The 14,154-nt window shown below is 43.7% G+C and carries 12 protein-coding genes; 7 read left to right on the top strand and 5 right to left on the bottom strand.

Annotated features, from left to right (window positions below; translation table 11 throughout):
• The 4 genes from VJL_RS20170 to VJL_RS20155 form a co-directional block, all read left to right on the top strand.
• A partial coding sequence (locus VJL_RS20170; RefSeq protein ID WP_038880895.1) for an AMP-binding enzyme occupies positions 1–224 on the top strand: 224 nt, incomplete at its 5' end.
• Between the two features lie 160 nt (positions 225–384).
• Positions 385–867: a GNAT family N-acetyltransferase gene (locus tag VJL_RS20165; protein ID WP_038880893.1), complete on the top strand. Its 483-nt coding sequence runs from the start codon at positions 385–387 to the stop codon at positions 865–867.
• 200 nt (positions 868–1,067) lie between these two features.
• The gene (locus tag VJL_RS20160) at positions 1,068–2,621 is read left to right on the top strand and encodes a trypsin-like serine protease (RefSeq protein WP_038880890.1); all 1,554 of its coding nucleotides are present in this window, start codon (positions 1,068–1,070) and stop codon (positions 2,619–2,621) included.
• A gap of 305 nt (positions 2,622–2,926) precedes the next feature.
• Positions 2,927–4,357, top strand: coding sequence for a bifunctional NUDIX hydrolase/phosphatase PAP2 family protein (locus tag VJL_RS20155; RefSeq protein ID WP_038880887.1), 1,431 nt, complete (start codon positions 2,927–2,929; stop codon positions 4,355–4,357).
• 57 nt (positions 4,358–4,414) lie between these two features.
• On the opposite strand, the gene VJL_RS20150 is transcribed toward VJL_RS20155, so the two are convergent.
• The gene (locus VJL_RS20150) at positions 4,415–5,224 is read right to left on the bottom strand and encodes a Cof-type HAD-IIB family hydrolase (RefSeq protein WP_038880884.1); all 810 of its coding nucleotides are present in this window, start codon (positions 5,222–5,224) and stop codon (positions 4,415–4,417) included.
• A 164-nt stretch (positions 5,225–5,388) separates the two neighbouring features.
• Here VJL_RS20150 and queE point away from each other — a divergent pair, with 164 nt between their 5' ends.
• Positions 5,389–6,039, top strand: a complete 651-nt coding sequence (queE, locus tag VJL_RS20145; protein ID WP_038880881.1) for a 7-carboxy-7-deazaguanine synthase QueE — start codon at positions 5,389–5,391, stop codon at positions 6,037–6,039.
• Positions 6,040–6,053: 14 nt separating this feature from the next.
• Complete coding sequence (gene queC / locus VJL_RS20140) at positions 6,054–6,752, top strand: 7-cyano-7-deazaguanine synthase QueC (RefSeq protein WP_038867603.1); 699 nt, start codon at positions 6,054–6,056, stop codon at positions 6,750–6,752.
• Here queC and VJL_RS20135 read toward each other — a convergent pair.
• The 4 genes from VJL_RS20135 to VJL_RS20120 all read right to left on the bottom strand — a co-directional run bounded on the left by VJL_RS20135 (position 6,709) and on the right by VJL_RS20120 (position 11,263).
• The gene (locus VJL_RS20135; RefSeq protein ID WP_038880879.1) at positions 6,709–8,676 is read right to left on the bottom strand and encodes a tetratricopeptide repeat-containing diguanylate cyclase; all 1,968 of its coding nucleotides are present in this window, start codon (positions 8,674–8,676) and stop codon (positions 6,709–6,711) included. The genes queC and VJL_RS20135 overlap by 44 nt on opposite strands.
• A 191-nt stretch (positions 8,677–8,867) precedes the next feature.
• Positions 8,868–9,221, bottom strand: a complete 354-nt coding sequence (locus VJL_RS20130) for a DUF2750 domain-containing protein (protein WP_038867608.1) — start codon at positions 9,219–9,221, stop codon at positions 8,868–8,870.
• A 113-nt stretch (positions 9,222–9,334) separates the two neighbouring features.
• The gene (locus VJL_RS20125; RefSeq protein WP_038867609.1) at positions 9,335–9,949 is read right to left on the bottom strand and encodes an OmpA family protein; all 615 of its coding nucleotides are present in this window, start codon (positions 9,947–9,949) and stop codon (positions 9,335–9,337) included.
• A 3-nt stretch (positions 9,950–9,952) separates the two neighbouring features.
• Positions 9,953–11,263 carry a TolC family outer membrane protein gene (locus tag VJL_RS20120; RefSeq protein WP_038880876.1) on the bottom strand — a complete coding sequence of 437 codons (1,311 nt, stop codon included), beginning with the start codon at positions 11,261–11,263 and terminating at the stop codon, positions 9,953–9,955.
• Positions 11,264–11,666: 403 nt separating this feature from the next.
• Here VJL_RS20120 and VJL_RS20115 point away from each other — a divergent pair.
• The coding region (locus VJL_RS20115) for a tandem-95 repeat protein (RefSeq protein ID WP_152436667.1) at positions 11,667–14,154 on the top strand (2,488 nt) is incomplete at its 3' end.

The raw sequence follows: 14,154 nt of genomic DNA, 5'->3' as shown, positions 1-14,154 counted from the left end.
TAACGCTAGAAGGTGAGTTGGTGGGTAAAGTACGCAACGAGATTGGCGCTGTGGCTTGCTTTAAACATGCGCTGGTTGTTGACCGTTTACCAAAGACTCGCTCAGGTAAAATTTTGCGAAGAACCATTCGTCAAATAGCCGATGGTGAGCAATACGTGGTGCCATCAACCATTGATGATCCATCCAGTCTAGGCGAAATCGAACGAGTGCTTAAACGTGGCTAGTTAAGTACGATCTTAATTAAGTACGCTCTTAGGTTACCTAGGAGCAAGCATAAACATCGAGGCCTCTTGCTTTGTCAGCAAGAGGCTTTTGCATTCCTGCTTGCCTAAATGCATGTTTAAACACACACTATATGGATTCCTGTTATTGGCTTCTTTTCCTATGTCTACTTTTGTAATCAAACCAGCGCTTTTTGACGATCTTGAACAACTCAATGATTTGATGTTCGAGCTGCATGATGAGCACCATATTCAATCCCCAGAGCTGTTTAAAACCGCAGAAGAAATCGAACAAGAAAAGAGCATTGCTCGCTATCTCGATAATCCTGAATGTTTGGTGTATATCGCTATAGTAGAAGATGAGCTCATCGGCTTTGTGTCCGGGCATTTCTGCGAGCTTATTTCTACGGTTAGCAAACCTGTGATGATGGGAAGCGTTGACGAGCTCTACGTGTTACCTGAATTCCGTAAACAAGGTGTGGCAAAAGCTTTGATTGAAAAAATTGAAGCGACGTTCGTCGACTATGGCGTAAAACAAATGTTCGTTGAGGTGTGGGATTTCAATCAAACCGCAATTTCTCTTTATGAAAACCAAGGGTTTGATCATCATATTCATTGGTTAAGAAAGTCGTTATCTGAACGTTAATTAATGCGTAGCTAAGACGGTAACTTAGTGACTTATGTAATCTGACGGTGCAAAAGTTGAGTCTACTAGTCAGTATTTGCTATTAGTTGCGTCGCAATGTGCGGCGACTCATTCTCATCCAAATTGGTGATGTTGTTTTTGTTTGCTTGTTTTGTAAGTGGCACATGAATAGTGCCTCATAAAACAAGAGGAAAATAACATTGAACCTATCAAAAACCTTACTTGCAACGGCGTTATTGCCAATGTCGGTAAGCGCAGATCAAGTCACGGATACACAAAACATTGAAATTCAGCCTGATATCGTGGGTGGTATCACGGCTAACCCCAATGACTGGGAATTTTATACGCAGATAGTCAGCCGTAATGGTAATCGTTCTTTCTGCGGGGCGAGTTATATTGGGGATGGTTTCGTACTTACTGCTGCCCATTGTGTTGACGGTGACACACCAAATCAGATAGCGGTAAAAATTGGTGGTGTGATTTATAACGGTACCGATGGTGTACGCTCCAACGTCAGCCAGATCTATGTTCACCCTTCTTATAATGCCTCTACGCTTTCAAATGACATAGCACTGCTTAAGCTCACTTCTATCCCTCAAGGTGTTGCGAAAGTGGATATCGCAGCAGGCAGTGTCTCGCAATATGCAGGTGTAGGTGATTGGTTGACTGTCGCTGGCCTGGGGCGAATTTCGGAGGGCGGCAGCTCACCAACCGTTCTGCAAGAAGTGGATGTTCCTCTGGTCTCTGATGCGACTTGTCGACAAGCTGGCGGTAATTACACCACAGTTGGTTCAGTATCATTCTGTGCGGGTGTTCCGCAAGGTGGCATTGATTCTTGTCAGGGAGACAGCGGGGGGCCTATCGTCGTTAATAATAATGGCCTTGTCACTCAGCTAGGTATCGTCAGTTGGGGTATCGGTTGTGCCCGACCGGGTAAGTACGGTGTGTATAGCGATATAGCGGCTTTGCGCAGTTTTGTTGATGGCGTTGTAGGTACGACAACACCGCCGACAGATAATGTCTCTGTCGGTTACACGGCAAATCAGGCTTTGAGTTCTTTTAAAGTGGGCGAGCTGAAGCAACACAGTTTCAGTATTCAAAATATCGGTAATGTCGCGTTTACTGTAGAAAATGTGGGACTGCAAAGTTCTGGTGTCACAAAATCTGCGATGATCACCAGAGACCAATGTACACAATCGACACTCAATGCAGGCGGCTCGTGTCGTGTCGATGTGGAGTTTGGCGCTTCTCAAGTAGGTGAGGCGAGCGTCGCTTTGGCTTTTGGTATCGATAAAACGAGTACTACATACCAAGCAGTGGCTACAGCTTCCGCTACTAATACAACGACACCGCCTCCTGGTAGTTGTGACAATGAATGGAAAGCGAGTGGCGTATACAACACGGGTGAAACCGTTATTTGGGCTGGTCAATTATGGCAAGCGCAATGGTGGACACAAGGTGATAACCCATCAGAATCTGGTCCATGGGGAGTATGGCAGTCAATTGGTAGCTCAGATTGTTCTGGGACTAATCCTCCTGTAGAGCCTCCAACAGAGCCAACACCACCAACGCCGCCATCTTCGGGTGGTGCATATCAAGCTGGTGCTAACTACTCTGCGGGAGATGTGGTAACAAATAATGGTTCAAGTTATCAATGTAAGCCTTGGCCAAACAGTTTATGGTGTGGTTCGACTCCAAGTGCTTATGAGCCGGGCGTGGGCTCAGCTTGGACAGATGCATGGTTAAAGCTGTAAAAGTATAAATGAATCATAAAGAGAGTTTATTTGTTGTCGACAATAAGCTCTCTTTCTTGTTTCAATTCTGAGAAGGCGTAAAATCCACGTAAATTCCTCTGACGTTAACTTAATATAACTGGCAAAATCGCAGCCAATATTTCGAGTTATGTCTGATTTTTGTCAGAACTATTTTGAAGAGTGTCGCAAAGCGTTTTTTGACATGTGTGCTAAATGTACAACTGGTTACTTAATTTATGTCGAAAAATATTGGTAATCCTGCCATCATTGCGCGTGATTCTCTTCTTCATTAAAGGTTGTATTTTGTGCTGAGACAGTTGTTTTTTCTCATCCTGTATTCCATTTCATTGTTTGTTTCTCCTATATCTGCCGCGAATCCCCTTCCTGAAGACGTAAAAGGGGCGCTATGCGTTGTCCGAGCAGATAACAAACTTGTACTTATCCATGAAATATTGACGAATAAAATTTCGCTTCCAGGTGGCACCATTATAGAAGGCGAATCTCCTAAACTGGCCGCGCAAAGAGAGACGTGGGAAGAGACGGGGCTAGTTGTTACGGTTGGAGAGGAGCTCGGCAAAACAGATACGGCGATTTTTTACGATTGCATCTCTGATTCTGAAGTTATCGCTTTTTCGATGGCTAATGCTATGGATGGGAACGAACTGCCTATATGGTTTGCTCCGCATTATGGCGTCGAAGTGGCGTCTGCAATGTTATTGAACCCAAGCGATATGGCGTCTTCTTTGTATCGCTATCCATCACAGTGGAAAGATGTGGCTGGCTTTTATTCAAAAGCGACTGATCAACCCGTTGTTTATGTAAACCAATTAATTGAGTCAGCACCTAAATTTCGCCAGTTAGAACTCTCTTGGATGGTAGATCTTCAAAGTTGGGTCAGCTCGTTTTCAATGACAAGTCGCGATACGGCATGTGAAATTGCGAAGCTCGTGACGAGTTTAAGTAATCCAACATTTTTGCTGTTTTTGTTCCCGTTCGTCATGATGAAGTTTGACAGTCGATTTGTATATCGATTGTTTTTTGCAATCACTGCGACGTCTTTGATGACGCTAGTTGCTCAGCAAGGGTTCTCTTTACCTAGGCCACACGTCTATATGCCAATGGCGGAGTTAACGCACAGTTTTGGCTTTAGCTTCCCAAGCTTGCCGATCGCTATTTGGTTTTGTGTCATGACATTTATGTTCCAAAGAACAAAAAGCTTTGGATTGAATCGCATCACTTTCTTAGTTGCAGTGGTAACGTTGGCGGTTATGGTATGTAAGTTCTTCTTGGGTACTGCATTCATTCTCGACATGCTAATTGGTGCGTTAATGGGGGCACTTGTGGCGTGGCACATTTTGCGTTTGGAAAGCAACCCAGAAGTTAACGTGGACCACCTATTAAGCTCGAAGGGTATTTGGTTTGTTATGACAGCAATCACCGCAGCTATCGCGGTAATTTGGCCACTCCCTGTATTTACAAGTTGGTTGGCTATTCTGATTACTGCTTCTGCTTTAGTACTGACGTTTAAAGAGTCTGAAATTCGATTTGAGCGCCAACAGATGCTGTTTGTGATTTTGGCATTACTTCTTGTGGACCAGTTGTATTTGTATTCTGAAACGGTTGTGTCATTCAGCGGCTTTTGGTCGTTAGTATTTAAAACCTTCCACTATCCGTTGTTGATGTTGATTTTTATAGTACTTGCGAGAAAGCTCACGACTCGAAGCAAAAACGCTTAAGCAACATTTAATAAAACAAAGCCTCGCTAAGTGCGAGGCTTTGTTGTTTGGGCAGCGTTATGTGTTAAGTACAAATTTCTCGATCGATTTTGCTACACCGTGGTCATCGTTGCTGACTGTGATGTAGTCTGCGATTTGTTTGGTTTCTTCCATTGCGTTCGCCATTGCGATACCAAGACCTGCGTATTCAAGCATGTGGTGGTCGTTCTCGGCATCGCCCATACAAATCACTTCTTCAGCTTTGATGCCTAAGTATTCTGCGATTGCCGAAACACCGACGCCTTTGTTGCTTGATGGATTCAAAAACTCCAAGAAGAAAGGCGCACTTTGCACAACTGTAAACTCTTGTTTTAGCTCTGCTGGTAGGGCTGAGATAACTTCAGTTAGTTTGCTTGGCTCTGCAACCATCATTGCTTTAATGATCGCGTGATCATCTTCTAGCGCGTCGAAGTTCATTTCGGTAATTTCAAGACCGTTAATTCTCGCTTCGATGTCTGTGTAAGGGTTGCTTTCTTCTGTGATTAGGCCGTGCTCTTGGCTGAATGCGTGAACATAAGCGCCAAGCTCTCGCGCTTTACGTGCGATCTTCTTTGCTGCTTTGCCATCGATGATCTGCTGGTGGATGATTTCTTCTGTACCAATGTTTTTTACCATTGATCCATTGTAGTAAAGCACGAAGTCTTTATCGGAATTGATGTTCAATTCGTCAAGTTTGTCTTGCATACCCTCAAGAGGGCGACCAGATGCCAATACGACAGTCACACCGGCTTCGCGAGCTTTGGCTATTGCCTGTTTGTTCTCATCTGAAATTACTTTGTCGCTGTTTAACAACGTACCGTCCATGTCGAGGGCGATCAGCTTGTACATCTTTACTTACCTTAAAATTGGGGAACCCGTGTATGAAACTACAAAAAGACCTATTTTAACAATTTATTTTTGGTTTAAATTGACCTGAGTGCGCCTCTCCATTAAGGTCTTCGCCTCGAAGTATTGTGAGTTGAGTGAGTTCTACGTTGTATAAGCTAAATGAGATGTTTGAAACCATCCAAGGGGAAGGGGTTTTCACCGGTGTGCCAGCGGTTTTCGTGCGTTTGCAAGTATGTCCGGTTGGGTGTTCTTGGTGCGATACGAAACAGACTTGGTACGCAGAAGAAGAAGACCAGCGCCAGATCGGTGATATCTTGGTGAAAACAGAAGATTCTCCAACGTGGTGTTTCGCATCTGCGGAAGACATCGTAGCTGAATACAAAAAGCAGAGCTTTAATGCGAAGCATATTGTGATCACTGGTGGCGAACCATGTATTTATGATTTACGTGCTTTGACGGCTGCATTTGAAGACATGGGTTGCCAATGCCAAATCGAAACCAGCGGCACTTCAGAGGTCGTGACTTCAGAAAGTACATGGGTGACGGTGTCACCTAAAATTGCGATGAAGGGTAAGTTGCCAGTATTAAAGAGTGCTTTGGAGCGAGCGAATGAAATTAAGCATCCGGTTGGCACTCAAAAAGACATTGATCAGCTTGATGCATTGTTGGCGTCAGCAGAAATTGCAGAGAAGACTGTAATCGCACTTCAGCCTATCAGTCAGAAGCCTCGCGCTACACAACTGTGTATTGATACCTGTGTTGCTCGCAACTGGCGTTTGTCGGTTCAAACTCATAAATACCTAAGTATTGCTTAAGCTCGGAGAGAAAGATGAAAAAAGCAGTCGTTGTTTTCAGTGGTGGACAGGACTCTACAACATGTCTGGTTCAAGCATTAAAAGAGTTTGACGAAGTACATGCCATCACATTCGATTACGGTCAGCGTCATAAGCTGGAGATTGAAGTGGCTGAGAAAGTCGCAAAAGATCTTGGCGTCGCTGCACACAAAGTGATGGATGTTGGCTTACTGAATGAACTGGCCATCAGCTCTCTGACACGTGACGACATTCCAGTTTCTCATGAACTGCAAGAAAACGGTTTGCCGAACTCATTCGTTCCTGGTCGCAATATTTTGTTCCTAACGCTTGCTGGCATCTACGCTTATCAAATTGGCGCAGAAACCGTCATCACGGGCGTTTGTGAAACAGATTTTAGTGGCTATCCAGATTGTCGTGATGACTTCGTAAAGGCGATGAACAGTGCTCTTGTAAAGGGCATGGATCGCCAGTTTGAAATCAAAACACCGCTAATGTGGCTGAACAAAGCAGAGACATGGGCGCTGGCAGATCAATATGATGCGTTGCAACTAGTCCGTGAAAACACGCTAACGTGTTACAACGGCATCATCGGTGATGGTTGTGGTGATTGCCCGTCATGCGACCTGCGCAAAGCGGGCTTAGATGACTATCTGAACAACAAAGACGCAGTTACGCAGTCGTTGATTCAAAAGCAGAAGACGGAAGGTCAATAGGCTCGTTGTAAGCATCAATCATAACGTTGTGCCCACTTTGCTTCGTTTGATATAAAGCTTGGTCTAGTATCGAATACAGTTCATCAAAGTTCGTTAATGGTTTTGATGTAGACAAATAGGCCAAGCTTGCTGTTACATTCAGTACCGTAGCATTTTCAGTTTTGATCTGCTTATCAGATATCGTTTTGTGTAGGCTTTGAACACGAAATGGCACGTCGATCTCATCGACATTCTTCAGAAGTAAAATAAACTCTTCACCGCCTAAGCGCCCAAGATATTCCCCTCTATTCAACTTAGCTCTAATCGCTTTGCATACGTGCTTTAATACGATGTCGCCAGTAGGGTGGCCATATTGATCATTGATAGACTTGAAGTTATCGAGATCGATAAGCGCTAAAACATAACGCATGTCTTCGGGCGCGTTGATTGTTTGTGCTCTAATTTTTTCAATAATTGTACTTCGATTAAGTGAACCGGTAAGACGATCTAATTTCGATTTTATGTTCGTTTTTCGTTGAATAAATAGGGCGACGAATAGCAAAGTCAGTAAGCAGAAAATGACGAAGTTATATGCTCTTTTTTGTTCTGCAAGCTTTTCGACTTCGAGTAACTTTAAGTTGCGCTCATTATTTATTTTTGTCAGCTGCAACTCGTATTCATATTCATTCTTGGTTAAATCGAGTGCCTCTATTGCTTTGACATTGTTTGCGTCACGGTTCGCAAGTTCTAGCGTGGCGTAATCTTGATAATGAGATAGGGCGGCAAGATGGTTGCCCTGTTCTCGATAGGTTTGCGAAAGCAAAAGTTGGGCCTTAGCTTGCAATGCTGAATTTGAGTTTTCTGTCGCAAGTTCAAGTGCGGCAATACCATGTTCTAGCGCTTTTGCGAGCATTGTGTTTTTTAAGTATGCAAACCCTGCCGCCAAATGACTTTCTGTCTCTAAGCGTTTGTTTTCATATCGTTTACCGAGCTCTAGTGCGTTCCTGATGTAAGGTACAGCACTTTGTAAGTTTCCTGATTCAACGTACGCAGAACCAAGACCAAGATAGGTCAAGCCCTTACCGTATGGGTAGTCCATGTCTTCTAAGATAGTTAGTGCATTTTTGTAGTGACTAATGGCCTTATCATAGTCTTTAGATTTGTTATACATAGCCGCAAGACTGTGTTCTACCTGAGCAACTTCAAGTGGGGAGGCTTCAAGCTGTCGAGCGAGGAGCGCTTGAATAAGGTACTGTTCTGCTTGTTCGTACTGCCCAAGTACACTCAACAAATTGCCTACATCATTGTAAACTCCTGAAGGATCGCTTTGCGTTGGCATTTTGGTTAACAAGCGACGATAAAGCTCTAGAGCTACATCGTATTCGCCGCGGTAATCGAAGTTATTAGCAATAACGCGCAGAGCTAGATCACTTGGGAAACTTTCTGGGTGGTCGATTGCTAAATGATTGTTCAAAGAAGAGCAGAAGAAATTGGCTTTGTGGTACTGACCTTGTTGATTCAAGGTGTAGCACAATTGATAGTTCATTAAGGCTTTGCTTTCTACATCCTGATGCTGCTTGGTGCTTTGTAGCAACGCGGTGAAAAGGTTGACAGAATCATCATAGTTGCCTTGTTTACGTTCTTTTAGCGCTAAAATGTATCGAGATTCTAGCTTCGCGAAACGGTTGTCTAAAATTTGGCTGCTGCCAAAGTAGGGCTGATCGATGTTGCCCATGTATTCATAGATGAGCCCGCTCACGTACAGCTTTTCACTGTCGGTATTTGCCGTGTGATAGCGATCTTGGAGCATACTCAAAGCCGATTCGACATTCGTCTTCAAAGTCGATTGATAGACAGCTTGCCATTGGGTGATGCTTTGAGTGTCACTTGCGTTTGCTTGACTACCTAAAAATAGTGACGCAAGCAAAGAGAGCAGCGTACGCATAGTGATGTAACCTTATGTTCTTTCTAATATAGTTTGTTCGGTATGATATACCAATTGAGGTTGAGTCATTGTGACAAAACACGAAGGGTATAGATAATGAAATGAAGAAAACTATGCGCTCGGTCGAGCTTTACATCGAAAAGGTAAGTGAAAAGAGGAAGACCCCAGCTTGGTGCTGAGGTCTTAAAGAATTAGCTTAGGTATAGTTTAGCTAGGTCTTGAGGTTCAAGCTCTTTACCTTCTAGCTGTGCGTTCCAGTTAGCACCAACAAGAACACCATCTTCAGCAAGAGTTAAAAGCCAATCTTCAACAAAGATATCCAGAGGAATCTCAAGTACTTCAAAATCTGCCCATTCTTCAACGTTGTGTGCTTCTGCATCTTCTTTAGCAGACCAAAAAGGCATGACTTCGCTGTTTTCGAATTCAGTTGAATCGCAAGATAACCAACCTTCTTCATTGCGTAGACCCCAAACTAGCTGGTTTTCTTTTGTTTCAGCAACAAAAAGATCAAGGTTTGCTTGGATATCTGTTGTAAGTTTGCTCATTTCAAAACTCTCATTGTTATGACGCGGCTAGATTACCATTAAAGTGTCGATTCCTAAAGCATAATACGGTTTTCGTACGTTTGAAAAAACAAAAGGAGCCGAAGCTCCTTTTATTAGGTTTTTGGAAGAGTAGTGAATATGGTCCACTCTTTCTTTATCTCACCTTTATAGCCGACAACGTAAGCCGTTACTCTTCTGTTCAGTGCGTGACTCACTTCGTCGGTACCCTCTGTCGCTAAATGGGTATCACCAAAACCGACAATGCGAACTCGGTTAGTATCAATGCCATAACGCAATAGCGCTTCGCGAACATTATTTGCGCGTCGTTTTGAAAGGTCTAAGTTGTGGGAAGAACCACCCACTTTACTGGCGTAACCTTGCAGTTCAATTGAGGTAGAAGGGTACTCTTTCAGAAATTCTGAGAGTTCTCGAATTTGACGACGAAATACAGGGTTTATTTCGTCTGAATCATTGGCAAATAAAACGCGGACTTGCATCTTCTCGGATGCTTTAATGTATTCACCACACCCATCATTATCTATCTCTGACGTTACCGGAGTGCCAGGACACAAGTCACGAGCATTGATCACGCCATCATTGTCATCATCTTGCAGATCGGCAATTTGCTGAGCATCTGGGGTTGGCATGTAATCATATTCATCATTCGTTGCTGCGAAGCTGGCAGAAGCAAAAATACTTAGAGTGAATAGAACCTTTGTTACTTTCATGGTTTAGTACTCCACCTTCTGATTCCACTCGGTCGGGACGTCAACACGTAATGCATTTAATAGCTGGCCAGTGGCGTTCATGACTCGATACTTTGCATACTGTTCAGCGTATTTAGCATCTAAATAATCTTTTCGCGCTTCAAACAATTCATTTTCTGTATTAAGTAAGTCCAGCAATGTTCGTTTACCGATACGGTACTGTTTCTCATATGCGATGACGGTTTGTGAAGCAGAGTCAACGTGATCTGATAAGAATTCCTTTTGTTGTAACGTCAGATCGAGAGCACTCCATGAGAGTCTCAAGCCTTCTTCAACGTTTCTATAAGCGCGTTCACGTAAGTCTTTTGCTTTGTTTAGTTGGTAGGCAAAACTCTCTGCATTTGCTGCGTCACTGCCCCCATTGTAAAGGTTGTAGCGCATTCTCAACATCGCAGTTGTTTCGTCACCACGCCCTTCAATACCACCAGCATCGTCACGCCATGTCTGAGCTGCTTCAACCGAAAGGGTTGGGTAATAGTTACCTTTTGACTGCTTATATTGAAACTTAGCTGAATCAACATCTGCAGTAGAAATCTTAATGACCGGATGGGAATCAAATGCCAACTCTACAGCATCATCTACCGTATATGGGATAAAGTTTTGATCGGCACGCGGAAAGGTAAGCCCTTGTGGAGATTGGCCGACAATGCGAGTAAACATGGTATGGCTATCAAACAGGTTATTTTGCGCTGCTGCTAAATTGCCGTGGGCTTTTGCCAGTCTAGCCTCAACTTGAGTCAAGTCAGCTGTTGAACCAATACCAGAGTTGACGCGCTTTTTAATGTCTTGATAAATTTTCTTGTGAACTTTCAAATTATTTTCGGAGAGTGTCAGGATTTCATAAGCCTTCACTGCATCCAAATAAACTTTAGTCACTTCTAGCGCTGTATCTTGAGCATCAGCAAGTAATTGATAGCGTACTGATTCTGCATCAGCTGCGGTTCTATCAATATCATTCAATGTTGCCGAACCATCCCAAATAAGCTGGGTAAGCGTGACAGTTGCTTCTTTACGCGTTAAATCCGTTGATTCGCGGCCCGCTTCCGCAGGATCGATACCTTCGTATCCAATACCCGCGTCAAGGTCGACAGAGGGAAGGTAAGCGCCACTCGAGGCTTCATTCACATACTGCTTACTTACGAATTCATTAAACGCACTTTTTATGTCTGGGTTTGTTTTAAGCGTATTTTCAACCGCTTGCTCTAATGTTTGCCCTAAAGCAGGGCTAGCGGCGAGCACACCCAAGCAAAAGGCGTTGGCACGAGTCCACTTCACTGTGATTCTCCTAGATTGTGAATTGTCTGGGGTGAGAAATCGTTCTTATAGATAGCGACACCTCTATAGGCGTCAATAATTTAACGTACAAAGCTATTAACAATCAACTATGGAACTAGTTGCTATACTTATCGATGTGTAAGTAAATCTTCGGTTACCGCACGGGCGGCACTTTATATTCTGAATAAAGATCATAGTTTCAATACTTTGTTCAGCATGGGTGTCCATATATTAGTGACGGTAGTCTCTTTTTATCAGATGACACATCCTTCTGAGTAATATGTGACTTAGAAGTTGTAATTTAGTGTTAATGCACTGTTATTGCGTTATATATTCGGGCAATATATAACGAATAAGTATCAATGGTCAAAATGTTGACAGTAATTTTAGGTCAGAGGTTTATATGGATCGTACAGCCTTAGTTTCACTTGGTGGGCAATTAGTCGTAATAGGTTTGGATGGGCAGTTAAGAGCGCTTGCCGAAAACGAACAACCGTCACCTGGTGAGTTGATTGTTTCTAAAACTGGAGCTGAACCAGACAAGCTTCAGGTTTTAGTTGCAAAACAAGAAGGGGTGCAAGACGTTTCTGACGATGTTGCTCAAATTATTGACGCTCTTCGAGAAGGGCAAGACCCAACGTTGCTAAACGAAGATTTTGCACCAGCTGCAGGTCAAAGTAACGGTTCTAGTTTGCAAACTAGCGGCACTGTTGAACGCACTGCTGCAGAATTATTAGCCGACACGGATTTTGAAACGACCGGGTTGGCAGCGCTAGGTTTTTCTGAAACTCAGAATTTGTCATTAGCTGAGCTCTACTTAAGTAATATCCGCTCTGACGAAACATCTCCGACAGTTACCCCTGTGGCGCCTGTTGCGGAAGATGACAATATTCAAACCGACGAAGATATACCTGTCACAATTGATGTTCTAGCTAATGATACCGATCAAGACAGTGAAAACTTATCTATCGAATCTGCTACCGTGCCTGATGAGCAAGGAACAGTAGAAATTGTTGATGGTGAGTTGATCTTTACTCCTGCTGAGGATTTCAATGGTGACGCAACGGTTACTTATGTAGTGACTGATGGAGAAATGACAGACGAAGCATCTGTGACAATCAGTGTGAATCCTGTTAACGATGCGCCAGTAGCAGTAGACGATATCGCTACCACCGATGAAGATACTCCGGTTACGATTGATGTTTTGCCAAATGATACTGATCTAGATAACGATACGTTAACCATCGTGAGTGCATCTGTTCCTATTGAACAAGGTATTGTTGAGATCGTAGATGGCAAACTTGTTTTCACTCCAGCGGAGAATTTCAACGGCGAAGCAACTATCACTTATGTTGTTAGCGATGGTGAACTAACAGATGAAGCAACGGTTTCGGTTACTGTTAACCCTGTAAATGATGCACCAATAGCAAATGATGACAGCGCTACGACGGACGAAGATACGCCAGTCACCATTGATGTGCTACCAAACGACACCGATGTTGACGGTGACACACTGACCATAGTGAATGCGTCTGTTCCTGCAGAGCAAGGCACCGTTGAAATCGTAGACGGTAAGCTTGTTTTTACTCCTGCAGAAAACTTCAACGGTGAAGCAACCATTAGCTACACAGTTTCTGATGGTGCATTAGAAGATGAAGCAGAAGTTTCGGTAACAGTTAATCCACTTAATGATGCTCCGACAACCGAAAATGCTATCCCATCCCAAGTTCTACCTGAGGACTTTGCTGAATACACCATTAACTTGAATGACGCATTTAGCGATGTTGACGACGCAGATAGCGAATTGACGTTTGCCGTTTCTGGTAACAGCAACATTCAAGTATCGATTTTTGATGGCATCGCGACGATTACACCAACAGCAGACTGGAATGGTTCAGAAGAGTTAACGTTTACTGCGACAGATCCTGATGGTGAAAGCGTTAGCCTGACCGTTGATTTCACAGTCAACGCCGTTGCCGACATTGTCGCTGACAGCGCGAATATCGTTGAAGACACACCAACAATTTTGAACGTGTTGGACAACGATAGCTTCGAAGGCCAATCGCCAGTTGTTAAGGTTGAATCTGGAGATGGTCCGACGAACGGCAGTGTGGTTGTGAACAACGACGGCACCATTACCTACACACCAGACCAAGATTATAACGGTGCGGATGAATTCACTTACACAGTCACTTCTGGCGGTGTAACCGAGACTACGACGGTCTCTCTAAACGTAACATCAGTAAACGACAAGCCAGTGGTTGAGAATACCATTGCAGACCAAGTTCTACCGGAAGATTTTGCTGAATATACCATCGATTTAAATGACGCGTTTAGTGATGTTGATAACTCAGATAGCGAGCTGACATTCAGCGTTTCTGGTAACAGCAATATTCAAGTCTCGATTGTCGATGGTGTTGCGACGATTACACCAACAGCAGACTGGAATGGTTCTGAAGAGTTAACGTTTACCGCGACAGATCCAAGTGGTTTGGAAGTGAGTCAGACGGTTGATTTCACAGTCAACGCCGTTGCCGATATCGTTTCGGACAGCGCGAATATCGTTGAAGACACACCAACCATTTTGGATGTGTTAGACAACGATAGTTTCGAAGGCCAATCACCAGTTGTATCCGTAGAAGCGGGCAATGGCCCATTAAATGGCAATGTGGTTGTGAACGATGATGGCACCATTACCTACACACCAGACCAAGATTACAACGGCGCTGATGAGTTCATTTATACAGTCACCTCCGGTGGTGTCACCGAAACCAAAACGGTTACGCTAAACGTTACTCCTGTTAACGACAAGCCAGTGGTTGAGAATACCATTGCTGACCAAGTTCTACCGGAAGATTTTGCTGAGTACACGATTAACTTAAATGACGCGT

Origin of the sequence: Vibrio jasicida CAIM 1864 = LMG 25398 (assembly GCF_000400365.1) — a bacterium.
GTDB lineage: Bacteria > Pseudomonadota > Gammaproteobacteria > Enterobacterales > Vibrionaceae > Vibrio > Vibrio jasicida.
This window is presented reverse-complemented; position numbering and strand designations above follow the sequence as displayed.

Bases quoted from the DNA above. Each gene is read 5' to 3' on its own strand.
- VJL_RS20135 (WP_038880879.1), bottom strand. From the start codon at position 8,676: ATGCGTACGCTGCTCTCTTTGCTTGCGTCACTATTTTTAGGTAGTCAA.
- VJL_RS20165 (WP_038880893.1), top strand. From the start codon at position 385: ATGTCTACTTTTGTAATCAAACCAGCGCTTTTTGACGATCTTGAACAA.
- queC (WP_038867603.1), top strand. From the start codon at position 6,054: ATGAAAAAAGCAGTCGTTGTTTTCAGTGGTGGACAGGACTCTACAACA.
- VJL_RS20150 (WP_038880884.1), bottom strand. From the start codon at position 5,224: ATGTACAAGCTGATCGCCCTCGACATGGACGGTACGTTGTTAAACAGC.
- VJL_RS20125 (WP_038867609.1), bottom strand. From the start codon at position 9,949: ATGAAAGTAACAAAGGTTCTATTCACTCTAAGTATTTTTGCTTCTGCC.
- queE (WP_038880881.1), top strand. From the start codon at position 5,389: ATGTTTGAAACCATCCAAGGGGAAGGGGTTTTCACCGGTGTGCCAGCG.
- VJL_RS20130 (WP_038867608.1), bottom strand. From the start codon at position 9,221: ATGAGCAAACTTACAACAGATATCCAAGCAAACCTTGATCTTTTTGTT.